Source organism: Embleya australiensis (genome assembly GCF_051903075.1).
Classification (GTDB): Bacteria; Actinomycetota; Actinomycetes; order Streptomycetales; family Streptomycetaceae; genus Embleya.
In genome coordinates this window covers 183,046-206,860 of the sequence record NZ_CP182424.1, presented here as the reverse complement: position 1 = coordinate 206,860, position 23,815 = coordinate 183,046, and the positions used below count along the sequence as shown (strand labels likewise).

Below are 23,815 nucleotides of genomic sequence, written 5' to 3'. Positions count from 1 at the left end.
GTGAGCGGGACAGCCGGGCGGCGGTGCGGCGTTGGCTGGGTGGGGGGTGTTCACCTGGGCTCCGTTGCGGCGGCGGTAGGGGCAGTGGTGGTGATGTGGTGGGCGAGGGTGATCAGCGCGTCGCGGGCGTCGGCGCGGTCGCGGGCGTCGCACGTGGTCAGTGGAACGTGGTCGGGCAGGTCGAGGGCCTCGCGTAGCGCCGACTTTGGATGGTGGGCGGTGTCGGGGAACGCGTTGACGGCGACCACGAAGGGCAGCTGGGTGTCTTCGACGCGTTCCAGGGCGTCGAAGCTGTGGTCGAGTCGGCGGGTGTCGACGAGCAGGACGATGCCGTGGGCGCCGACCACGAGGTCGTCCCACAGGTGCCAGAAGCGTTGTTGTCCGGGGGTGCCGAACAGGTAGAGGGTGAGCCAGTCGGCGAGGGTGAGGCGGCCGAAGTCGACGCCCACGGTGGTGGTGGTCTTGTCGGGCAGGCCGGTGAGGTCGTCCACGCCGATGGTGGCCGTGGTCAGGGTCTCCTCGGTGCGCAGCGGCGGGATCTCGCTGACGGTGTCGACCAGAGTGGTCTTGCCGACGCCGAAGGATCCGGCGATCAGGAATTTGACCACGGTGGTGACGGTGCCCGGCAGGGGTCGGGGGTCAAAGGCGTCTGAGGCCATCGAGGACCGCCTTCATCACGGTGGTGTCGGGGGCGGAGGCGCGGGGGGCTGGTGCGCGGGTGATGATCAGGTCGCGGTCGATCAGGTCGCCGACCAAGACCTTGACGACGGCCGGTGCGCGGCCGAGGTGGGCTGCGACTTCGGCGAGGCTGAGCAGGCCCGCGCACAGGAGCAGGATCGCCCGGTGTTCCGCGCACAGGGGTTCGGCGCGCGCCGTGGTGGTGTCGGTGGCGTCGACGACGGGGGCGTGCAGGAGGGTGGTCAGCGTGAGTGTCCGGTGGGTGGGGTGGGCGCGGCCTCGGGTGACGACGTAGTCGGCGACGGGATGGTCGTCGGCTGTGCTCACCGCACGCCGTTCCCCTCGTTCCCGAGACCGCGGCCGAGCTCTCGGCGGGCTTCGGGGCCGGCTCGGTGTCCGTCCGCGACCGGGGCGGGGTGGACTGCGGCGCGTGCATCGGATGCGGGTCGGCGTGCGTCCAGAGAGGCGCGGATGCCGCTCAGGAGGGCGTGGGAGTGCTGAGAGACCAGGGTGGGGTCGACGTCGCGATCGGCAAGGACGGCGGCGTGGACGTGGGGGCCGGTGCTGATCAGGAAGAGGTACCCCGTGTCGTACTCGACGAACTGCTGTCGCACGGAGCCCAGTTCTGCCAGTGCGGCGACGCCGGCGCCCAGGGAGCGCATGCCCGTGCAGGCGGCAGCGAGGTGTTCGGCGAGAGCGGGCGTGGCGGTGTGCCAGGCCGTCTTGATGCCGTCGTCGCTGAACACGACGATCCCGCGCACCCCTGGGGTGTCGTCCGCACACTTGGCGACGAGCCAGTTCAAGTCGGGCTCGGTGGTGGTCTGGTCAATCACGGCGTCGGTCCTTCGCTGTCGGGGCGGGTGGGGCAGGCGGTGCCGGGGGCGATCGGAGCGCCCTCCACGAGTGCGCGGACCCGCGCGCCGAGTTCGTGCGCGGCGAGGTCGGGCACGGCTTCGGTGAGCGAGGCAGGCTTGGAGGTGGTTGACGACGCGGAACGGTGCGTCGGTGCCTCCTCCGAAGGCTCGGCCTGGCGTCGTTGTCGGCGTTGAGGCAAGACGGCCGACGCGACGACGGGAGGAGCCGTCTTCTCGCCGATCGCGGGCACGGGTACCTCAGGGCGGGCGTGGGGATCGGTCGCAACCGGCCGGGTCGGGTGTGTGGCGCTCGGCACGCCGGGTGGGGTGAGCAGGCGCCCTGGCACCCACACGACGGTGCGGATCCCGCCGTGGTCACCGGGCGCCGAGAATCGCACTCGGAACCCGGTGCGCGCGGCGAGCGCGCCGACCACCGCCAGACCGAACCGCGGATCGCCCCCAAGAGTGGAGACGTCCGCGTCCGCCCGGCTCACCTCCCGGTGCGCGCGCTCCAGCGTCTGGGGGTCCATGCCCCGGCCGGCGTCCTCGATCACCACGCTCGCCCCGTCGTGCCCGCGCTCCACGCGCACCCACACTGTGGAGGTCGGCGGGCTGAACCAGGCCGCGTTGTCCAACAGTTCCGCGATCGCGTGGATCAGGGCCTCCGCGTACAGGCCGTGCGCCGCCATGTCCTCGCCGCCGACGACCCGGACCCGGCGGTAGTCGAGGATTCTGGACTGGGCCGCCCCCACCACCTCGGACAACAGGATCGGCCGGTCCCAGGAACGTCCCGGGCGCCGCCCGCACAAGACCTCCAGGCCCTGCGCCGTCCGGCCCACCCGCGCCCACGCGTGCTCGTCGCGCATCAGCGTCTCCAGCAACGACGAGTCGGTGGCCCGCCGGGTCAGCGCGCGGGCCGCGTCCACTCCCGTCTGGGCCTGGGTGCGTACCCGTTCGGCCAACGCCAGGAACGCGTACAGCGTGTTCTCCCGCAGACCCCTTTCGAGCTCCAGCGTGGCGAACACCGCGTCCAGCAAAGCGTCGTGGGCCGCTGCCACTGTGCCGGCCCACGGCTCCGCCGGGCACGGGTCGGCCGGTGCCGGGGGGACGTCGCCGCGCCTTGCGTGCGGATCGTCCAACAGCACCCGCAGCCGCTCCTCGACCAGGTGCTGGCTAGCCTCCGCCAGCCGGTGCATCGCTCTCTCGGCCAGGCGCGCCGCCTCGGCGAGTTCCTCGTTCTGCTTCCGTCCTCGATCCCACCGCTCCTGCCAGTACCGGCGCACGCGGACCGCAGTCAGACCGAGAGGGATGCCCACCGTGGTCGCCGAAACCGCGCAGCCCAGCACGGCGCCGAACACGGGAGTGACGCCCAAGCTCTCGGCCGCCGCCGTCGCGGCGCAGCCGGTGAAGACGCACGCGCCCCACGGCCACAACGGCGGTGACGGCTCACGCATGACGGGCGACGGGTGTCGGGGGGTGGAACGCATCAGGAACGTCCTTCTCAGAAAGCCTGGAAGCGGAGTGCGGGTCGCTGGTGGAAGGTGCAACGGCTTCGGATCGGGCAGTTCTCGCGCCGTAGGCGGCCTAGTCGGCCCGCGTGGGTGCACGCACACGCACTCGGTGCCGGTGCACAGCCCGCGCCAACGCGACGACCACGGTGGCGTGTTCCACGAATTCTGTTCCGCCGTGAACGTCAACCTCGCGCTGCCCGCCGTCGGATTCGTTGGGGTGGAGCGAATCCGGGACGTCCCCGCGGCCGCATGTGTGGCGCCGGTGATTCGCACATCTCCACAATTGCGCTTCGGCGGCCGGGCATCCACGCCGCGCGACCGCCATCTCACCGTCATCTCATATGCGCGTCCGCCACAGGATCGAACACAATGGTCACGCATCGCGAAGGGCAAAAAGTGCAAAGAGCCTACAATGCGATGGCTTGACACTCTCCGTCACCGTGTTGCTGGCATCTTCGCGAGATGGTGACGGCAAGATGGCGGTGCTCTCATTGGAGGAGCACCCGTCGCCGTCGCCCAGCGCGACCTGTAGGCCGAGGCCTCCCCGCACGACGCGAGGAGAGCAGCGTTGTCGTCGACGTCCCAGAAAGGCTGGATCCATGGTCGGGCCCGGCCGCGCCCGACCCTCGGATGGTGTAGATCGTGTGCCGGCCTCCGCCGACGCTGCCTGGTATCTGCCCTCCACCCTCACGGCGTGGCAGTTGGCGGCGTGTTGTCGGGCCATCTGCGGTCCCGACACTGTCGACGAGCGGCCGTCGGGCGAGCCGTGGGCTCCGTACGCTCCATCAAAGGCCTGCACGCAGGCGATCCCCACTGCTCGTGCAGCAAGAGTGCGTGCATACGACCGGAAGGGACGAGCCACCGCACTTAGGGCGACGGGTACTGCGGCGTCAAGTCTCGACCTGCTCGGACGGTGTCGACGTGGATGATGGCCACTGCCACGGGTCTGTCGTCGAGATCGATGAGGTACTCCGCCACCCAACGTCGAGCGGCGCGTCGGGTGCGTTCGCGACGCAGAACGACAGACGCGTCGGACGGGTCTCGGTATGAGAACACCACCCAGTCCTGGCGACCCGCCAGCGTCCCCATCCATCGGCGCAGCATTCTCGTCACCATCACGGTTTCCCTTCTTGTTTCGTAGGTTCGTGCCGAGAGCAATACCGCTAGCGATCGCCGCATCAGTAGACGTCGCGATGGCTGTGGCTCATGTCCCACGTCGACTTCGCCGAGACGTTTGGTCGAGACGGGCGGTACTCAATCGCAGTCGCCCGACGCGCGGGCGGACTCGCGGAGGTTCTTGACGACGACGTGTGCGAGGCGGTTCGCAACACCCGCAGCCTCACCTGCCCTGTCCGCCAGCCGGTCGACTTCGTACAGCAACCCGGCAAAGGCGCGTAGTTCGGGAAGTACGACCAGGCCGCCGTAACCGTCGTCCATCAGCGCGTCACGTACTGCCGTCAGTCGATCCGCACCGAGCATGTCCTCAGCCCGCGCCAAGGCTACGACGGTCGGTTTGTCGGGCTGGTCGCGCATCCCAAGGCGCAGCTGGGCAGCGATCTCCCGCGGACCGTACGGCAGGTCCACGATCTCCAGCAGGTGTGTCCACGGTCCCAGCAGGTCGTCGCCGGTCTCGCGAGCGGCCTCCCATACCGGGTACTGCGACTGCCACATCTCGGAACCCCAGGTCGCGATCGCGGCAGCTTCTGCAGTGATGGCGAACTCCGGCAAGATCGTCGCGTCTTGGCGCTCCCCGGGTCGAAGTTCTTTGAGGTTGCGGTCCTTGCTGTGCGCGGGCCACCGCGTCCTCGCTTGCACCCACACATCACCGTGGCGGCGGAGGCCCTCGTCGTTCAGGAACGAGAGAAAATCAGCCCGCCATTGGTCGAGGTACGACACTTCGTCCTCGTCGGGCAGCCACAGGTCCGGGTCGTCGTCTTCCTCGCGGGGCCCTATCCCGTCCGCCAAGGCGTACGTCGACCACCAATCGACGATGTCCTGGGGATCGGACAGGTCGTAGACCGCAGGGTTCCCGTCCTCTTCCCGGTCACTCACGTAGAAGAGGAACTCCTCGTCCAGAAAAGCGAGCAGCTTCTCCAGCGGTTCCATCGGACGGCCGCCGTCTCGATTGAAGCGGTCGAACGCCTCGTCCAGCCAGGCGAAGAAGCGAACGTGGTCGGGGCGGCGATCGATAAGCCGTCTTTCGGCTGTCCAGATGGCCCTCCTGTAGGGAGCCAGGGCCACCGTCACGTCGGCGAAATCGATCCACTCCGGGTGCTGGAGGGCGTGGCCGGCATCTGCGATGACGATGTCGAACATCGCGCGCGCCTGGCGGATCATCTCTCGTGCATCCGCCCCCGAGGACACCTCAGCGGCGCGGACGGAGCCTCCGCCTTCGACTGCCATTACGTCGCACCAGCCGTCGGCCGTGGCGACTACGGCTCGCCGACGAGTGGCCAGGATCCCGTTGGGGTCTTGACCGGCCAGCACGCCCACCGTCGATCCGCCCCGAGCGAAGGCTCCGGCGAGCGCGAGCGCCGTGGTCGAACAGCCCAGTCCGCCCTGGCCCGAGCCGGAGACCACCGCGACCACTCCCTTGACCCGGCTGCCGGGTCCGACAGGACGCGCGCGGATCCGCTGCAGCTTGGGCCCCGCGACCTCGTTTGCGGTCGGAGCGCGTCGAGTCCAGTCCGGTACCCGGTCGAGGAACAGACCGATCCTGCGCAGCGCCGTACTCCACACCGGTGCGTCCGCGTTCTTCTCGCGAAGCAGCTGCCACGCCTGACTCTCGCCCTCGGCGAACCCCGCGGCGGTCCACAACGGGGTCAGTCCCGCAGCGACGGCAATTTCGGCGGCCATCTCAAGATCCTGGAGGGCCGCCCGCGCGCCTGCGGTGCGGCTGAGGTGGATGCCGACCACCGCGCGTTCGCTGATGCGCCCGACTGTCAGGCCGGTGCGAGGGCTGACCTGGGCGCGAAGCCCGGGCACACCCACCACTGCGGCGGCCGTCGTCGCCGAGGGGAGAATGCGCGCCAAGACCTGGGCAACAAGGTCCCCGGCCGGTCGCAGAAGGAGCATGTCCACGTCAGGCGTCACGCCCGTCAACCCGAAGACAGTCCCCGGCGAGACGATGTGCGAAAGCCCCGATGGGGCAGGTCGGGCCAGGGCCCTGAGCAGACACGACTCCAGCATCTGCTGCTGAGGCGCCTGGGCCTCGGGCACAAGCCCGTTGAACAGACCCCGACCGCGATACCACTGGAGTGCGACGCTGTAAGGCTCGCCGGTGTAGGCAGCGCGAAGCCGGGCGGTCTTGTCGAGGGACATCACGAATCCTTCTGCGGCACGACGCCCCGGACCGGCGTACCGGCAGACGAAAGCGTGTTAGTCCACTGCCGAAGCATCCACTTCTTCCCGCCGTAGACGTGGAAACGGGTCCGGGCCGTACCCACTGACGGAGGTTGCAGTAACAACCGATGCTCAATATACATGCGGGCGGGGGTCGCTCGCGAGGACTAAGTGAGGGTCGAAACGCGGCGTTCATGACGTCTCCGCGCCGGGCTCACGTACGCCTGACCGATCCGTCATGCGCTTCGCGAGCAGGCCGCCCGCTGCGTCGTCCGGTCGGCCCGTCGCGCGTAGCTGCCTCGGTGCCGCTGCGGGGTGGCGATGGGAAGGCGCCGCTGAGAATTAGGGACGGGCCCGCACGACGTGCGGTGAGCTCGGCGCGTCATGAACGCGCTTTCCGTTTCTTCGCGAACGCGGGAACACCGAGCGGCGCATAGGTCATCTGCGACTCCGTTGGGCATGGGACTGATCGCAACCCGGCCACCGGGCGCGGCGCCTCCGGGAACGCGGGGGCGTCCTCGCCGCCGGGGCCTGGAGCGGGCAGGCCATCTCGCGGCCAGCACCTCCAGCAACGCAGGTACCAGGTCGGTCCGGTCGGAACAGGCGTAGGGCAGCCGGCTCGTCACCACGGAGCCGATCCGTTTCGGCGCCTCTACAAGGGCACTGATTCACGACGTCTGGGGCGGGCGAGCAGGCTCGTGGTCGCACGTTTAGCAACGTACTTCATCGGCGTCCCTTCCTGCCCGTTTCACGCAACACGAGCCAACCTCGCCGGTCCTTCTTAGAGATCGTGATCGGAGTCAACCGGCGTACGTCGGCGATTCCGATCAAGGTGGCGTGGCGCTTGCCCTCGCGGGCTCTCCAGAACTCCTGGTCGGCGCAGATGGCATCGCTGAAGTCGCGAGCCAGACGCGCCTGTTCCTTGGTGTCCACCTCTACGAACTCGACACTCGAGGCGCGGAAGGATGCGCGCACCGTGCCAGCCTTGAGGAGGACGACGTCGCCCTCTGCAACCCTGAGGTAGGGGGCGATCGGCATTTTGCTGAATCGGGTCTCAACGGTCTTCCGGCCGTCGAGGATGTACCCGAAGAATGGCTGCAGCATCACCGCGACGTGTACGCCGCAGGTGTCGCCGGAGTCGGACAATCCGAGAGATCCCCAGTCGTCCAACTCAGTGGCGGCTCGCATGACTTCCGACAGTACCTTGGCCTCGATCACGTTCTTCCCCCTTGGTTCCGAGGATCAGAGCCTCGCGGCGACCGACCCGAAGGCGCCATGTCTGCAGACACCCGAGATGCCGGTCAACCATCCCAACCGGCACAGAGGCTATGTCACACCGGTGTCCCGCCGGAAGTGTGCCTCGACACATGCCCTTGCCCGGCGCCGGTTCAGCGTGACCGTCCAGGGACTAGCGGCGCGCACTCATCGCGTTGAGAGTGCATGCAATAACATCTTTATACAGCATCATCACAGCCCTACTTTTCACATCCCGCCTCGCCATGTCGCGCACCCCGGCCGCCCTTGGGTCGCCCGGTTGTTCGGCCCGGGCCTGCATCCAGAGACAGAGCGTCGCCGAGCTTCAGGCCTCCGGGCGGTCCGGAATCACCGCATCGCTTGTTGTATAAAGCTTCTTTTTCATGTATCGTCGTGGTCAGTGAATCGGTGCGCGTCGACGCCATCCCGGCTCCCGAACCGTCGCGCAGCGACAGCACCATCAAGAGGCATGAAGCCAGCCCGACGGATTCATGCCCAATCCGACCAACGTCACCGCCCAACCCACAGACCGGCCCCTACCTCGGCGTAGGCGTAGGCGTAGGCATCCGGAGGAGCCACGATGTCCCAGATGCTCGGCAAGACCCTCCCCGGCAACAGGGGCCTGTGTCGTCGACGCCGTGTGCGTTGCACTTGCGGCTACTACTTCGGCGATCTCAGCCGCACCGCGAAGCGCCTTCGTCGACGGCGCGCACGCAAGATCGAACGGCGCACCTGGCAGGTGCAGGATCGGCGGAGAGACCAGTGATCCGAAACGACAAGAGCGACCACAACGTGGAACCCGTGAGGCAGACACCGACTGCATTCGTACGCGTCAGCCGCTACGAGGTGTCCTGCCTTGCTCCTGATCACAGAAGTTACCCGCACTTCACGATCGCCGTCGAGGACAGGGGCGACGATCGGTGGGCCGTCATGCACGGGACTCGCTGCTTGAGCAATACCGGCTCGTGGGATCGCGAGCCACCGAACTCTGAGAGGGAGGACGATTGGCTCGAAGCGCATCGCTTCGACCTTCATGACGCGCTCGAACTCGCGAAACGGAAAGCCCCCCGCATCACCCTCCACGGCCGTTCCGTCGGAGAGGTCACGGCCCGGGCCAACAGAGCACAGTGATCGATCAGCCGGCCAACCCCGGCGCCGTACGCCGAAACGCCAATGAACGCATTCGGACGAGAAGGGAAGAAGCATGTCCCCCATCACCCTCGAAAACGCTCTCGCATTCATTCTCACGACCGCCAGCGAGGACGACCTCGCCCGTTTCGATGCCACCGCCCGCCAGCGGAGCGTCGTCAACGCTGCGGCCCGAGCCGACCTTGTCGAGGAGGGTCTCACGGTCCGGATCGACCACCTCCGCAACAAGTATCTGAACGGCCTCCGAGGGGTCGTCCACAGCATCGACCGGCCACGTGCAGGACGGCCCACGGCGATCATCCGGCTCGACGCCGCATCGGCGAAGGTTGCGAAGGCATGGGAGCCGACCTTGGCCGGGAATGCCTCGCATTGCGACATCCGCATTTCCCTCACCTGCTGTTTCCCGGAATGAGACCCCCAGCCCACAGTTCAAACGGACCCCGATCGGAGCACGGGATGACCACCAGCGACGCGGTCACAGCAGAGACCGTCAACATGTACCTCGCCGAGCAGGCCACCGAAGCCGAGCTCGTGCGATACCACGCCGCTGCCCGGCAGCGGCGCGACGGGCTCGGCGCTCTTCGAGCCGCCGCGGTCGTGCCCGGAGCCGTCGTGGTCATCGGCGGCATGAAACCGAAGTACCTCAACGGGCTCCGGGGCACCGTCGGCGTGATCGAACGCATGCCCCGAAGCCGTCGCGTCTTCACCACGCTTACCCTCGATGAGGCTTCGACACGAACGCTGCGCGACCATCGGCGGGTGCCGGCGGACACAACCCACCACGAGATCGACGGGATTCCTCTCACCTGTTGCTTCCCGCAGTGATCGACGGGGGCCGGGCGGCGCGACTGCGCCCGGCCCCGCTTCGCTACCGCGAAATCGAGTGCCGCGTGATCACTGCGCGGTCGAGAACCGAAACGATCGCTGCGGTTCGGAGCCCCAGGCCCGTCCACCCATCTGTGCCGTCCGTCCAAGCAGCCCGGCGGGCAACGGCGGGTTGGATGCTGCCAGGGGCCTGGGCACCGGCCGGGTGGGGGAGACGCAACGACCCGCGCGCAGTCGGCCAGCGTGAGACGGAGACCGAATTTGGACATGTCACCCGAAAAGAGGGCCTTGCACGCGCGTTTCGACGCGCTCGGCGCGGCCGTCGCCGACACCTTCAACGCGGACTGTGTGGCAGGCGGTGGTTGGTCGCACACGGCTGGGTTCTACGGTTCCTTGACACTGACGCAGTCTCTCCATGGCCTCGCGCTGTCGGTCAGGCATGAGAAGAGCTACCGAAAGGGCGCGGCGGGGCGACGCCTCCTGGTCGAGGGCGCTTACCCTTCCGGCTTCTGCGGATACCGACAAACATCGATCACGGTCTCGATGGACCGAGATGCCCGGGCCATGGCGCTCGACATCGCCCGGCGCTTCATCCCCGGATACCTGGCGGCCATCGGCGAGGCAAAGGAGCAGGTTCGCAAAGACGAGCACGCCCGTCGCGCCCGCGTTCTGATGAACCGACTCATCGCACAAGTCCTTCCCGGCCTGTGCGGCCTCGGAGGACGGCCGGCCCATGAAGACACGGACCGCACCCACAGCTACTGGTCGGATAGTCGTGACGGCGCCACTGCCCGCGCCGTGGTGGGCCTCAACCGCTCCGCGACCCACGTCGACTTGAAGTTGACCGGTGTACCCACCGAACTCGCCCTCCGAGTCATGGCCTTGTTCGATCCGTCTCCTGCCATCGAAGGCATGATCGCTCCGCGTGCAATCGAGAGCTCCCCACGGGAGTTCCCGGCTTCCTCGCAGACTATCGCGGGTGAGATCGTCGCCGGAACGCACACTCCGCGACCTGCACGAAAACGGTCGCCAAAGGACTGCGGGCCCAAATGATCGGCACACCCGACGAGCTGAAGAAGGCGTTCGAGAACCGGCCTGCGATCGCGCCCGCATGATCACCACCACTGCCGTGGCGGACCGGCCTCTTCCGCAGTCGCCGTATCCCGCGCCTTCGACAGGTCCTCACCGCCTGCCGCGCGCTGAACGCAGACGGCGATCGGGCAATTCAGACTCGCCGTGATCCGGGGAGCACCGGAAAGAGGGGAGAGCACGAACAGAGGGCGGATATCTGTCACACCAACGGTCGTTTCGACACCTCTAGTGAATGACACTCGAACACCCCACGTGGAGGACCGTTGTCCGACAGCGAACCGGCGGCTTTTGCCAGCCGCAGCACCACCGCCATCCACGAACCGCGACCCTGGGCCATGGAACCCCTCGACCTGCGCCGGTGGGCCACCGGTGAGACCGAACCCACCTCTCGTCGCGAGCTCCACGCTTCGGGAGAGGTGGTTCCTCTTCCTCACCGTGCGCAGTTGGAGGGGGAAGCCCGACTCCTCGCAGCTCTCATCGAGACCTACGGCTCCCATCGGCCGGCATTCACGGGCGGGCCATTCGGGATCGTCAGCGTGACTCCGAGATCCGACGAACTGGTCGTGCGTCTGGCGCCGAATCAGCTTTCGTTCTGGGCACGTGCACTCGCCTCCACGATCCGACCGCACGAACGAGACGTTCTCGCCTTGCGGTGGGCGACCCGGAACGAGGACGTCGTACTGACCCTGAACGGCATGCGCATCGTCCTCTTCCGCGTTGACGAGCCCTCGTGGCACGAAGCCGTCGAACAGGCCGTGGCGACCCGTGGCCTCATCGCCAGGGCGTCCCAGGGCGAGAAAGCGATCGAGGCCACCGACGGCACCGACAGCGATCGGACCCGCACCTGCCTGGGCAGCTTGGCTCCCCAACTGTCGGCAACGCTGCGCCGGATCGGCCTGCTCGCCCCGGCCGCGACCGGACTTCCGACCATCGATATGACGATCGTCGAACACCGCGGATCCCAATACCTGCTCGACTCCTCCGCGGGCCGCCCCAGTGCCGTCCCCCTTTGGTCATCGCTGTCGGTCCCCCTCGACCTGTGGCCCGCGGGGCCCTCGTATCTCGAGATACCGTCGTCCGACCCCTACGCGGCCGTGGTGCGGGCAGTAAGCAGCGTCGAGACGTGGGAAGGCAACGCCGCGCAGGCATTGTGCCACCTGGCCGGACTGTCCTCTGGACCCCTGGAACTGCGGGCCGCCCATCGAGTGCTCGAAATCGCGGAAGCCGTCCTCGCAGATCCGGCCTACGCGTCCGTCTTCGACAACGGAGGGTGGGCCGGGAACTGCCGTCGTTACGAGGAAACAACCACTTCTGCCCGCGACGCGGAGCCCGTTCTGCCGCCCGGCACGGAGCAGCTCCTGGACCGCAACGACGTCGACCTCTCGGTCCTGGGTCGCATGGGGTTCCTGGACGACGTCGAGATCCCGACTCCGGAGGAACTGGCGGAATTCGACCTCGCTGCGGAGGGGCAGCTCACATTGGTGCGGCTGCTGAACTGGGCACTGGCGGCTGCGACCCGGCCGAGGTCGGACGCGTGGAACTGGGCGCCGGACACCGTCAGTAGGTGCTGGAAAGCGCATCGCACGCTCGACCACCCGCTCGGTGTGATCGAACTGCGCGTACGCACCGACCGGGACACCAGCCGATACTCGGTGTTCGTGTCGTCCGCCTCGTTCGGCGAACAGGTCGCGCGGGAATGGGAGTCGGCGAGCGCTCCCTCGGCAGCCGCTGCGGTGCTCGCTGCCGAGCACGCGGCAATCGAGGCCGGTGCAGGGATGCGGTACGAGCGCGATGACAGGAAGCAGCGACTTCTCCTGCCCGAAGACGTACCGACCTCCGTCGATCCGAGCATCCACGAACTCATCCTGGCGGCACACGACGATCTGGTGCTGGACTTCGAGCACCTGGCGGCCGTCCTGATGCACCTGCGTTACCGCTTCAGCGTCAGCACGGGCGCGACGGACGGGCACTGGCAACTCGAACCCGATATTCCGGACGCCCCCGTGGAGTACCACTACTCGTTCTCGGCTCGCGTATGCGAGTTGTCCGGTCTTCCCGGCACGGACCAGAACGAACCGGCGAACACCTCGCCCGTGGACGGTGCGGCCTACAGGCGGCACCTGGCAGTTCACCGCGCGGCTCTGGATCCGTACGTAACGTGCTACCTCGCTGCCGCCGACCGGGCCGCCGGCGAGCACCAGGACGACGAACGACACCGTGCGGGCGTCCTTGCCCTGCGCGAAGCCGATCTCGAGGCACTCGCGGCGTGCGACCCTCGTTCGGCGTCCGAGCGGCTCCTGGCCCACGTCGCGTCCCTCCCCGTGGATGTCGACGAGATCGAATCCTGGTACGAGACCTTCGTGCAGGAGCGTTAGTGCGGCGCCCGGGCTCGGTGGCCTGAGGTCGTCGAGCCCGGGCCGTCCTTCTCGAATGTGGCTGTGGAGGGTCGGCACCTCCGGAGGCCCCATCACGGCGCGTCGACGAGGACGGCTGCGCGTCAGCCGAAACCTCAGAGGTTCTATAATTCTCACTTTCGTGGTACTCTCATTGTGTCGACACCCCTCGTGCAGTTGAGGGCGGCTCGACGAAGTCCGCCGAATTCGAAGTTCCGCGCACGGCCTGAGGCTTCGTCTCCGGCATGGACGGCCGACGTACTCCGATCACGGCGATGCGGGAGCGTCACACCAAGGCAAGGCGACAAGGGTGAACTCCTCTCTCCCGAGGAGTGCCGCCCGTCACCTCACTCACTATTCACGGCCGTCACACACCGGACTTCGGCCCGGTCGTGTGTCGCGCGAAGATCTCTACGAGACAAGGAGATCGGTATGACCTTTTCCATCGTCATCTCCGATCAAGCCAGTTTGACCGTTGCCCGCGGCGCGGGTGATCTCACCATCGTCGCCACGAACCCGGAGGAGGCTCCGGTCAGCATCGTATTCGAACCGGCGGCGGCGCTCGCGTTGATGCGGTCGCTCCCCAGATGGGACTCGCCTCCCCCGGAGTTGGCACACATCGTCGACGCACATGGACCGTTGAATCCGGTCGACCCGACCGCCGGCCCCGGAGGGATCCTGCTCGGTCCGTCCAGTCACGACGTACACCAGGACCGGACGAATTCGGACGAGCCGACCGCCGCGTCTGCGCGCGCGTCGGAGGCGGTGTACGTCGACGACCTTGGCGCCTCCTGGGTGGTCGTGGGCGCCCTGACAAGCGGCGTACCGCTCGTGTGCCGCTCCGCTCAACTCCGTCGAGGCACACCCGGCCCAGGCGCCGAACTCTGCCTCATGCCCGACGCCTTGACGACCGAACTTCTGCGTGCGGGCTTCGATCCCACCACCCGAGACTGACAACACCCGGGCCGACGGGCACCTAACGGACAGTCGTCAGGCCCCGACCATCGTGACTCGGGGGCCCGGAGCGGCGCTTCCCCGGAGCCCGGGTCCGCTCACGCATCCCTGCCGCCGACAACCACGGCGTCAACGAGGTTCACCATGCCCTCTCGCAAGCCTCTTCTCCTCTTGGGGCCGACACGCACCGATCCTTTCGGCGGACGCACTCTTCAACAATTCGTCGACCACCTCCTGGAGGAAATCCGCGAGTTGTATGGCGCGGATTCCGTCCCGTGGGTCGTCGGATACAGCGGCGGCAAAGATTCCACGCTTGTACTGATGCTGGTCTGGATGGCTGTCGCGGGCCTGCCGCCGGATCAACGGACCAAGACCGTGCACGTGATCACGACCGATACGGGCGTCGAAAACCCGGTCGTAGCGGCCTGGGTAAACAACTCCTTGCAGGCCATGACCGCTGCAGCGGAGAAGCAGGATCTGCCGATCCAGCCCCACCGACTCACTCCCGCACTCGGCGATACCTTCTGGGTCTGCCTCATCGGCCGCGGATACGCGGCGCCGCGGCCCAAATTTCGCTGGTGTACCGATCGTTTGAAGATCAGGCCTTCAGATGCGTTCATCCGCACGGTCGTGAATGCTCACGGGCAGGCGATTCTGGTATTGGGCACTCGCAAATCGGAAAGCGCAACGCGAGCACGCGCCATGGAACGGCACGAGAGGCGACGCGTGCGTGATCGACTCAGCCCTCACGGATCATTGCCGAACTCGCTCGTGTACAGCCCCATCGAGATGCTGAGCAACGACGACGTCTGGGTCTTGCTGATGCAATACGCGAATCCCTGGGAGTTCAGTAACAAGGATTTGCTGACCCTGTACCAGGGCGCCTCACCCGATGCCGAGTGCCCCCTTGTCGTGGACAGCACGACTCCATCTTGCGGGAGCAGTCGCTTCGGTTGCTGGACTTGCACAATGGTCACCCAGGACCGGTCCATGCAGGCCATGATCAGGAACGACGAGGAAAAGAGCTGGATGCTGCCCCTGTTGAGCCTGCGCAATGCCTTGGACGTCGAGGATGATCGTCATCTGCGTGACTTCCGCCGTTCCAATGGCAGCCTCATGCTTCACCGCGGTCGGCTCGTCCACGGCCCGTACACTCAGGCGGCTCGGGAGGATTGGCTTCGCCGGCTCCTGGAGGCCCAAACGTGGATCCGTGCCCACGGGCCCGAGTACGTGCGCGACGTGGAACTCGTGACACTCGCGGAGTTGCACGAGATCCGCCGACTCTGGGTGTTCGAGAAGTACGAGTTCGAGGACTCTCTGCCTGGCATCTATGAGAAGGCCGCCGGCAGCGAGTTCCCGAGCCATCCGTTGGGTCAGACGCTGGGCGGTGACGTGGATGCCGTGGCCGTCCTGTGGGAAGTTTGCGACGGGGACGAACAGCAGTTCCTCCTTTTGCGTGAACTTCTCGGTATCGAGCGCCGATTCCGGACCTCGACGCGGCGCGCGGGGCTGCTGAAGGCATTGGAGGGAACCATCACGAAATATGCCTTCGCGGACGAGGAAGAAGCCCTCGGGTTCGCTCTCGATCGCGCCGAACCATACGCAGACGTCGTACCTCTTGAGCCACTTGACGCGGAGTCCGCGCGCGGTAATGAACCGCCGACCGGCTAGTCCGTGTCCGGTGTGTCGGTGGGTCGTCGAGCACGCATTGGGGAACTCGCATCCGCCCGGACGGGAACCCCAGCGGAGCCGGGCGTGGTGGACTTCGTGGAGTTCTCGTCGGTGTCACGCACCTCGGATCCGCTGGGGGCCGGTCGCGTCAGGGAGTGGAATGTCGACGGCCGCGGCGAAGACGTGGGGCAGGGACTCGCACCAGCGACCACAGCGGCTCGTCGCCGGAGGCCCAAGTTCCCAGTCGGTGCCGGTCGACCAGGTGGATTCCGTGCTTTCCGCCCCAGGTAACGGCGTTCGACGTGAACCGGCCGTTGGTGACCACGAGGGCGAAGTCCGCGCCGTGCACCGGGCGCGCCGTCCCGTTCACCTGCTGGAGGACCGGAGTGCCCGTCGCTGCGCCGGCCAGTCCTTCGCGACGGTGCTTGCACTGGACAGCCCAGACGCGACCCTGCGGATCCACGGCGCGCACGTCGCAGGCGTCATCGCCAGCGCCGCCGAGTTGCTCTGCCCGGAAGCCGTCTCGACGCATGAGGTCGCGAACGAGGATTTCGAACGCACGGTGATGTAGTCCGTCGATCTCTGTCAGCTGGGTACGCAGGCCACGCATGCGCGTGCGTTCCAGGACCGCACGCGCTCGTCGTCTCCAGGCGAACCACAAGGCGACCATTGCCGCGGCGCCCACGCTCGAAGCAACGACCCATACATGCGCGACGAGCCACTCTCCGACGAGCAAGCCTAGGCCGAAGACCGCGAGACAACCGGGTACTAGCAATCTTTCCTGCAGCGAAGGACGCCGCCTAACGGTGCGACGCCTCCTGGTCTTCGTCCGGCGGGTCACAGGGTGCTCCTCAGGTGGACGAGGGCAGACCAGACGTCGCGTGGCCACGGAGTCGGTTTCAGAGAAGCCGGGGTTGAGATGAGAGACACGATGCGCTCCTGGAGTCGGACCAACTTCCCTTAGAGGTGTCCGAGGGGAGATCCGTGTGACATCCGGTCAGCGGAGTTACGGCACTGCAACATCGCGGGTGAGCGTGAGGCGGCGCACCCGACCTGCTCGAAGGCGCGGCGTCGGGAGCTCTATCGCGAGATGTGCGGCCGAACCCGTGAAGACCCACTAACGAGCGAGACCGCGATCGGCGTTCGGCCCGTGCCCACGCCCCTCACCTGCAACGGGCGCTTCCGCAACGTGTCGCGGTCGACACGTACCGCCCCCGGCCCTCGAGCGCGGGCGCTCACACAGCCAATGACGAATGGTGCGGCACTCGGAACACCCAACCTGCAGGGTACGATCCGCGCACGCCTTGCCATACGCGAAACTTCTTCGCGCGCCGGTTCACCGAGACGATCGCAGTCAGGCCGAAGTCGTACACGTCGGTGCGCCCCGCACCGTCAGCGATAGACGTCGTTTGCTCGATCCATCGGCGACCCAGCCGTCATTCGGGACTTGATCGCAGGCACGCGCCGCCCTGGACCCGCAGTTCGTGACCGGCGCAGTCCGCCGGGCCGCCCCCGCGCCGAGACGAAGCACCGCGTCGTCATTGCTGTAGTCGATGCCCAACGGCAAGAGCTCGTCGGTGCGCCTGGTCGGGCAGGGCCGCCCGAAGGCGCGTCACGAAAACGCGCTTGCCGGAGTGTCTGCCCTCGTTCCGCGATCACGACCGGTGTTGCCGGCCGGATGCGCCCTACCGAAAGAGGTCGACGATGGCGATGACGGCGATCACGACCGGAATCACCACGAGCGCAACCGCGAGCGACCTCTCCATGGCTGTGAGATCCCGGAGTTGGCGGGACCACCAAGGCCTGTCGGCGGTGCCACCGCGGAGCACGCGCCGGGCCGCGCGGACGGCTTCGTCATCAAACCGCCACCACCGTCGGTGCCTGGCAACGAACGCGGTCAGAACACGAACCGCGTCGTCCTCGCGCGCATTCTCATATCGCACGGCGCGCTCGATACCACGGACTCCGTGCATCCGGATGACGCACTCCTCGTTCTCCAACAGAGCCACCCCGTTGTCCCACGTACGCTGCGGGTCGAACTGCCACTCGGACCCGGAGAAGGGACCGTTCGCGGCAGAGGCGGGGTCGCCCTGCGGAAACGTCGTCATGGATCCATTTGACCACAGCAGAAGGGCCTCGTGGCTACAGCGGACGGCGATCCTCTCTTGGACAGATAGCTGACGATACGGATCGGATGTCGGCACCTCGGGCACCCGTGTATTCGCCATCACCGACGATCACCTTTCTGGTCGACGCCTTTGGCGACACGGAGTCGCCGGCAACTCGTTCGCGCCCGGTTTCATAATTCTCATCTTTTATGTATCCTGATTGAGCGCAGTCGGTCTCGCCGAGGCCGGCGACTCATCCAGGACGCACTCCCTGACGACCCACGTATGTCGCAAGGGGGTCGTCGGTCGACTGCACTCGCCAACATGGTTCTACTCGGCGGGGCGCTCTCGGTTCCCCACAGACGGCCTGGGCGTCACGGCTGAAGTTGGCCCGGTCATGCGCGCCGCGAGCGGCAGCCCGGTGAATGGCGCGCTCTTCCCGGAGACAGGAATGATGCCCACCGTTCCCACCGCGATCGACCCCGCCGGGTGTGGCTGCACCGAATGTCTCACCGGACAGTACGTGCCCTTGGACCAGGCAACTCCCACTCAGGTCCTGAAGATGCGGATCGGTCAGCTTCGTAACAACACCGGCGAGGACTTCGAGCCGCTGCCCACCACCGTGCAGCCCACGAGCTTCGCCGTGTACGCGGTCAAGCCCGGCGACCCCAACGAAGAGTTTTTCGCGATCCACGTCCGTCGCCACGCAGATCGGTTGTGGACGGTCGGCACCGGTTCCCACTGCTATGGTCCCGACGACCTGGTGGCCCACAAGCGGGTGGCCGCGTGCCAGGGCGCCCACCGCTACGACGAGGCAACCGCGATCGACATCGCCAGGGCCGCCGCTCCGCACGTCACCCATGGTGCCTTCACGATCGTCGACGCGCTCCGGCGCGATTAGGCGGCCTCCTCCGTCGCATCGCTCCCGTGCGGCTCGGGCACACGGCGGGCAGCCGGCGACAGCGCACCCACACGGAAGGCACCACCCACCTCACGAACACGAAGGCATCATGCTCGCAACCAGTCTTCTCCGGGTGCCCGACCGTTGGTCCTGGACGCTCCCGGAGTCCCGGCAACTCGCCGAGTGGCGCCACGAGATGGAAGAGTTCAATCGAACTGACATCGGACTCCTCTCGATGGCATGCTCCCTCACGAACGTACGGACGTCTCTGTTTCCCTACGTCCCCGAAGCGCGCGACCCGGCCGTGGCGGCGGCGTTCGCGCTCTGCGGTCAGGAATCGCAGCGCTTGGCTGACGCCCGGATCTACCAGGTGGACGAGGAGACCACGGCTGCCGCGGTAGCCGCCGCCTCGACGCCGCCGACGGAGGCGATCGATGCCGGACGCCTCCCCTCCCCGAGCGGATTGATGGTCTTCGAATCACCGATCGGCTCGTACGAGATCACGCCCGGAGATCTCGGGATATCGGACGACGAAGCCCGCGCCGTACACACACCCATCGTGGCGGTCTCGTGGTCGTTGTGGACGGCCGAGCCGGTTCTCGGAGCGAATGTGCCCACGGACTGGCTCGCCAACACGGAACACGGCTGGCGGCTGATCGAGCCCGGCCGCCAGGGCATATGGATCACCTTCTACACGGCGTGCGGCGCGGCCTACGGTGCCCTGGCCCCGGACACGGTCGTCCTCGACCCGCTCGGCGGGCGAACCACCTCGAGCCAGGTACTCGCCTCGCTCCGAACGCCTGGGAGACCCCAACTGACCTGGGACAACGAGACCGTTCTGCTCCTGGGCACCAGCTTCCCCGCCCAGGGATCCCCTCTGGGAACGACCGGACGGTGGGCACAAACCGTCTACACGGCCTGGCAGTTGATGTCACAGACCGGCCGACACGCGTGGACCGAGACCGAGGTGGTCCCCCGTGACCGCGCCGGACGACGCAGGGACCGGCGCGCAGGCGTCACGTCCGACGGTGACGTGCGGGTCGTACGGTTGCGAACCGCAATGCGACCGCCCGCGGACGCCACCGAGAAGGATCGGCAGGCCGGTCAGGGCCGCCGGCCGCCGCGCACCGAATTCCGTTGGGAGGTGCCGCCGTACCGCAGTCCGAACCGCTGCCTGAACACGTGGGCCCACGCGTCCGGTGGCTGCACTCACGGCGAACGCATCATCAGGAAGCACTACAACGGCCCCAAGGGCAAGCCCGTCCGCAGGCTGCGGGGCCCGGTGTACGTGTGGGACGAAATCACGGAGGACGAGTGACAGCACGGCGGGCCTCCTCGTTCCCGGCGACCGGGTCGGGACAGCCGGGAAGTTGCTCCTCGACGACCGGTTGCTCGCGCGAGCACGACACACCAACGAAGCACATCGACGGGCCCGGGTCCGCCGGGCCAACCCGGAGCGACACATGTGTGGTCCATTCCCGAACTCTCCTGCGGTGGAGACGGAAGGCGAGGACGACTCCGAGGAACTGATGCAGGCCGGCAGCCTCGGAGCGTCCCATGTGAGGGCGGTGGTGAGCGAGCCGCTTTCCGAGGACAAGGCAGCCGGGCTGCGATGCCTCATCGAGCGCATCGGCGGACGGCCGACGACGGACACCTCGGAATGCGAGCGGGGCACATGACCACGCAATCATTGTATAATTGTCAATTATTCGGTACTATAAAGAGGTATTCGGAGGCGGCTCGCGCTTCCGGTTCCTGTATGGCCCGGTGCGAGCCCACGCCCCGACTACAGCCGCCACCACCGCTCGTCGTTGTCCTCGGGAAGCACTCCGGGGACGCGCCGACCCCACCTTCACGGAGGGACTCCCTTGACCAAGCCCACCCCCGTTCAGGCACGACAGATCCGGCTCGCGAGCGAACACGCCGCCGGGAGAATCCCCGACGACACCGCGCCGTCGACCGTGCGCTCGCTCGCGGCCAACGGATGGGTTCGTGACCTGGACCCGCATGGCCGGACCCGAGCCCAGGCCGAGGCCGCCGGCGACACCACCGGAGAATTCGCCCCGCACGTCACGCGAGCCGGCCGCGCCGTCGCCGCCGGAACCCGGCCTACGTCGACCGACGACATCCTCGCGCGGCTCGCGAGTCTGCTCACCGCAGACTCCTATCGACTCACCCGTTCGCGGAACGGCCGTATCAGCTGTGCCCGGGGCAATTGGTCGGACGACGGCCCCAAGCCAGCGAAGGCGATCGCTGCGCACATGCGCGACCGCTGGTTCGGCACCGACGTGGCCGACTTCGGCGACGGCCGGATCCTGATGACCTTCCCCGACGGAGACTGGGAACTGTTCTCGCCGGTCCTGGGTCCGGAGGGGGCCGACCCCGACCCCGATCCGGTCTTCGCGGACGGCGTGCGGGTGACGGCCCTGGTATACGTCCACGGCGCCACGTATGAACGCACGGGCACCGTCGTCAACGCGTACCTGTCCCGACCCTTCCACCACGAGCGCATCCCGACGGTCACACTGCTCCTGGACGACGACACCGTCCACCACGCCCACGTCATCGACTGCGTCCCGCTCTCCGGCCCGGCCCCCACACGGCGCAGCGACGCTTCCCCGGCCGGGGGCAAGTGGGTCTGCAAGATCGTCGTGGACGGTGGCGGGGCGACCCACAGGCAGACGAGTGACCACCTCACCGAATCGGCCGCTCGGGAAGTGCTCGCGGCGTACGCCCGCGCGAACTGGAGCGACCTCGTCGAAGTCGACGAGTCCGCCCCGGCCGACCCCGACGGGCTGAGCGACGAGGAGACGGTGCTCTTGTTCTTCGGCCACGCCGACCGGCACTGCGAGGTGTACTTCGTGCCGTCCGACTGAACCCGCCACACCCTCGTGCAGCGCCCGCGCGGGACGCCGACGTCGCACCGCCCGCGTGCCCGGCGACCGTGCGATCCGATTCCCGCGTTCAGGAAGGCGTGGCGACGAATCGGATGATGCGGCAACCGCACGAGCCGTGTCCTGACCACGACCGTTTCGAGGGGCCGCACAATGCCTTCGCCGTCCCGACCCGACCTCGGAGGACGCCGTGCCCGACAGGCAAACGGTGCATCGACCCATCTACCCCTGCACGTTGCAGCGTGACCCGGACGGCCACGGCTATCGGACTTCGGACGGGCGATACCGCGTACTGCCCACATACGCCGACAACCCCATGGGCGGTCGAACGGCTCGCATCAACGGCTGGGTCGTGAAGGACGCGCACGATGCGAACGCGCGGTCGCAGTCCTACTTCCACCTGTCCGACGTCAGGGCCACCTACTGCACTCCGGCCGCACACATGCCCTGGTTGGTGTGCGACTCGGTCGACGGAGTCCTTCGTCGCGCGCGCACCATGAACGAGGCTGCGTGGTGGCTGTGCCGGCTCGGCACCGTGCCTGTGCGCGGCCGGCACCACAGGGGGGAGTTGTGTTACGAATACCTTCTCGGACCTTCGGGGCCCGGTGGTACACGTGTGGTCGTCGTTCGGGCGGACAAGGCCCACCAATACGGCTGGGACCCCCACCAGCAGCCTCGCTTTCCTCTTCCCTCAAAGCCGTTCGCCGTACGTGCCCGAGCTGGAGAAGGTTCTGCGTCTTGACGTCGCGGCAGGCGGGTTGATGTCGTCGGGGGCTCCGGCGCACGTGGAAGGCTTGAGCGCTTCGGGTTGCCCTCATCCGGCGAGTGACGCGAGGCGACCGAGTACAGCAACCAGAGAGAGTGTGCGGTCCGGAGCGACCCGAACCAGGAGGTGCGCGAGCGTATAGCCGGTCTGGGGGTCCGGGGTCGAGGACCGCAGCCACGTTCCGAGACCGTGGTCGAGCACCCGGGCGACCTGCAGAGGCGGTGATCCGAGATGGTTGAGGGTGGCGGCGGCCAGACCGAACAGATGACTTGCCCGCGCATCGTTCCGGAATCGTTCCGCGAGGGCCTGGAATTCGAGGGCTGTGGCGGTGGCTGCGAGTTCGTTCTGTTCCGCCACGGTGGGAGTGGCCCGCGGATCGGCCGGGCCGGTCTCGGGTCGAGGTCGATGCCAGGCCATGACGACGACGTGACCATCGGGTTCGACCACGATGGTGTGAACTGCGCCGTCCGGCCGCGCGACGCTGACTCGGACCCGATGCCCCGACCGTGACGCACTTTGACGTGGCGTCCGCAGCGCATGCGCGAGGGGGCCGCCTCTGCCGCCTTGCGGCACGAAGAGCACGCCGTCGGCGTGGACGGCTCCGCCGGGCATCTCCAGGACGGTGGTGTGAACGAGTGGCGGAACCTGCCCGCCGGGGGCTGCTTCGTTCATTTCGGGCAACTCCTCGATGGTGTGCGTGCGGACACTGATAGAGGTGTCGCCAGGACCGGCCGTGTGACATCGAACGGGGTGCGGAGTCGAGTTCTCCCACACCCCTTTCGCCGGCAACGCTGCGGCGCTGGCCGCGGGAAAGGGCGATCCGCCCCGGCCGGGCAGCCTCCAAGCAGCGCTCATCGTGATCCGACCGGTCCCGAGTTCTCCTGTGTGGACCACGCACCGCATCGAACGTACAAACTTGTCATGGCGGGCACGCGGGTCGGCAAATCCCGTTCTGGCCCCATCTCGAGCAGTGTGTCCGCCACAGCGATGTCGGCCGCCACGCTGGATCCATCAGTCCGATCGCACGCATTTTCGAGTCGTGTGGTTGGATCGACACGCTGCGCGGGCGGGCGATCGGGGACGGCACTCCATCCGTCCGTCCGCGCATCCCGATCGCCGCAGGCGAACCGTTGCACATGGAAGTAGATTTTATAAATCTCATCCATGCTGTATTGTTGGTCGCGGCCAGCCGAGGCTGGTGGTCGTTTCCCCGCAGGGGAACGCCCCCAGTCGACCACGATCCGGTGCGGGCCGAGCACCCGTTGGGCCCTGCTCGCCTCGGTGTGTCGTTCGCGACCTTGGCACTGGAGCATGCGGCTCTACGAGCCTGGCGCCGCCGCTCAGACACTCGCCGCAGACACCCTCGCACTGATCGCGTTCCCGTTCGTCGAAAACCGTGCAGCGGCCGGCCGCCCATGAAACT

Annotated in this window: 20 protein-coding genes; 11 read left to right on the top strand and 9 right to left on the bottom strand. The window is 67.4% G+C overall.

The annotated features are described in order from the left end of the window. Nucleotides 1–50: 50 nt before the first annotated feature. The 6 genes from ACMXN5_RS49765 to ACMXN5_RS49740 all read right to left on the bottom strand — a co-directional run bounded on the left by ACMXN5_RS49765 (nucleotide 51) and on the right by ACMXN5_RS49740 (nucleotide 7,603). Nucleotides 51–659, bottom strand: coding sequence for a GTP-binding protein (locus tag ACMXN5_RS49765; RefSeq protein ID WP_439681645.1), 609 nt, complete (start codon nucleotides 657–659; stop codon nucleotides 51–53). Then, nucleotides 640–1,005: a DUF742 domain-containing protein gene (locus ACMXN5_RS49760; protein WP_439681644.1), complete on the bottom strand. Its 366-nt coding sequence runs from the start codon at nucleotides 1,003–1,005 to the stop codon at nucleotides 640–642. The genes ACMXN5_RS49765 and ACMXN5_RS49760 overlap by 20 nt, the downstream gene beginning before the upstream one ends. Then, nucleotides 1,002–1,511 (bottom strand): roadblock/LC7 domain-containing protein, encoded by a 510-nt coding sequence (locus ACMXN5_RS49755; RefSeq protein ID WP_439681643.1) that lies wholly within the window; start codon nucleotides 1,509–1,511, stop codon nucleotides 1,002–1,004. The genes ACMXN5_RS49760 and ACMXN5_RS49755 overlap by 4 nt, the downstream gene beginning before the upstream one ends. Continuing rightward, nucleotides 1,508–3,019: an ATP-binding protein gene (locus ACMXN5_RS49750; RefSeq protein ID WP_439681642.1), complete on the bottom strand. Its 1,512-nt coding sequence runs from the start codon at nucleotides 3,017–3,019 to the stop codon at nucleotides 1,508–1,510. The genes ACMXN5_RS49755 and ACMXN5_RS49750 overlap by 4 nt, the downstream gene beginning before the upstream one ends. A gap of 1,278 nt (nucleotides 3,020–4,297) precedes the next feature. Beyond that, entirely contained in the window at nucleotides 4,298–6,364 is a 2,067-nt protein-coding gene (locus ACMXN5_RS49745; protein WP_439681641.1) for a hypothetical protein, read from the bottom strand. Between the two features lie 744 nt (nucleotides 6,365–7,108). Next, entirely contained in the window at nucleotides 7,109–7,603 is a 495-nt protein-coding gene (locus ACMXN5_RS49740) for an ASCH domain-containing protein (RefSeq protein ID WP_439681640.1), read from the bottom strand. Between the two features lie 616 nt (nucleotides 7,604–8,219). Between ACMXN5_RS49740 and ACMXN5_RS49735 the strand changes: the two genes are divergently transcribed. The 7 genes from ACMXN5_RS49735 (at nucleotide 8,220) to dndC (ending at nucleotide 15,723) form a co-directional block, all read left to right on the top strand. Next, on the top strand, nucleotides 8,220–8,405 hold the full coding sequence (locus ACMXN5_RS49735) for a hypothetical protein (protein ID WP_439681639.1): 186 nt from the start codon (nucleotides 8,220–8,222) through the stop codon (nucleotides 8,403–8,405). 438 nt (nucleotides 8,406–8,843) lie between these two features. Beyond that, nucleotides 8,844–9,200, top strand: coding sequence for a hypothetical protein (locus ACMXN5_RS49730; protein WP_439681638.1), 357 nt, complete (start codon nucleotides 8,844–8,846; stop codon nucleotides 9,198–9,200). A gap of 44 nt (nucleotides 9,201–9,244) precedes the next feature. After that, complete coding sequence (locus tag ACMXN5_RS49725; RefSeq protein ID WP_439681637.1) at nucleotides 9,245–9,613, top strand: hypothetical protein; 369 nt, start codon at nucleotides 9,245–9,247, stop codon at nucleotides 9,611–9,613. Nucleotides 9,614–9,874: 261 nt separating this feature from the next. Then, entirely contained in the window at nucleotides 9,875–10,666 is a 792-nt protein-coding gene (locus tag ACMXN5_RS49720; protein WP_439681636.1) for a hypothetical protein, read from the top strand. Between the two features lie 575 nt (nucleotides 10,667–11,241). Next, the gene (locus ACMXN5_RS49715) at nucleotides 11,242–13,080 is read left to right on the top strand and encodes a hypothetical protein (protein WP_439681635.1); all 1,839 of its coding nucleotides are present in this window, start codon (nucleotides 11,242–11,244) and stop codon (nucleotides 13,078–13,080) included. 450 nt (nucleotides 13,081–13,530) lie between these two features. Continuing rightward, nucleotides 13,531–14,052 carry a hypothetical protein gene (locus ACMXN5_RS49710; RefSeq protein ID WP_439681634.1) on the top strand — a complete coding sequence of 174 codons (522 nt, stop codon included), beginning with the start codon at nucleotides 13,531–13,533 and terminating at the stop codon, nucleotides 14,050–14,052. A 144-nt stretch (nucleotides 14,053–14,196) separates the two neighbouring features. Next, a complete protein-coding gene (dndC, locus tag ACMXN5_RS49705) occupies nucleotides 14,197–15,723 on the top strand; it encodes a DNA phosphorothioation system sulfurtransferase DndC (protein WP_439681633.1) in 1,527 nt (508 codons plus the stop codon). 148 nt (nucleotides 15,724–15,871) lie between these two features. On the opposite strand, the gene ACMXN5_RS49700 is transcribed toward dndC, so the two are convergent. Both ACMXN5_RS49700 and ACMXN5_RS49695 read right to left on the bottom strand, forming a co-directional pair. Further along, nucleotides 15,872–16,255, bottom strand: coding sequence for a restriction endonuclease (locus ACMXN5_RS49700; protein ID WP_439681732.1), 384 nt, complete (start codon nucleotides 16,253–16,255; stop codon nucleotides 15,872–15,874). 1,153 nt (nucleotides 16,256–17,408) lie between these two features. Then, a complete protein-coding gene (locus ACMXN5_RS49695) occupies nucleotides 17,409–17,831 on the bottom strand; it encodes a hypothetical protein (protein ID WP_439681632.1) in 423 nt (140 codons plus the stop codon). Between the two features lie 397 nt (nucleotides 17,832–18,228). Here ACMXN5_RS49695 and ACMXN5_RS49690 point away from each other — a divergent pair, with 397 nt between their 5' ends. The 4 genes from ACMXN5_RS49690 to ACMXN5_RS49675 all read left to right on the top strand — a co-directional run bounded on the left by ACMXN5_RS49690 (nucleotide 18,229) and on the right by ACMXN5_RS49675 (nucleotide 21,608). Then, the gene (locus tag ACMXN5_RS49690; RefSeq protein ID WP_439681631.1) at nucleotides 18,229–18,732 is read left to right on the top strand and encodes a hypothetical protein; all 504 of its coding nucleotides are present in this window, start codon (nucleotides 18,229–18,231) and stop codon (nucleotides 18,730–18,732) included. 346 nt (nucleotides 18,733–19,078) lie between these two features. Next, nucleotides 19,079–20,050, top strand: coding sequence for a hypothetical protein (locus ACMXN5_RS49685; protein ID WP_439681630.1), 972 nt, complete (start codon nucleotides 19,079–19,081; stop codon nucleotides 20,048–20,050). Nucleotides 20,051–20,225: 175 nt separating this feature from the next. Next, nucleotides 20,226–20,411, top strand: coding sequence for a hypothetical protein (locus ACMXN5_RS49680; protein ID WP_439681629.1), 186 nt, complete (start codon nucleotides 20,226–20,228; stop codon nucleotides 20,409–20,411). Between the two features lie 189 nt (nucleotides 20,412–20,600). Beyond that, on the top strand, nucleotides 20,601–21,608 hold the full coding sequence (locus tag ACMXN5_RS49675; RefSeq protein ID WP_439681628.1) for a hypothetical protein: 1,008 nt from the start codon (nucleotides 20,601–20,603) through the stop codon (nucleotides 21,606–21,608). An 832-nt stretch (nucleotides 21,609–22,440) separates the two neighbouring features. On the opposite strand, the gene ACMXN5_RS49670 is transcribed toward ACMXN5_RS49675, so the two are convergent. After that, on the bottom strand, nucleotides 22,441–23,004 hold the full coding sequence (locus ACMXN5_RS49670; protein WP_439681627.1) for a hypothetical protein: 564 nt from the start codon (nucleotides 23,002–23,004) through the stop codon (nucleotides 22,441–22,443). Between the last annotated feature and the right edge of the window lie 811 nt (nucleotides 23,005–23,815).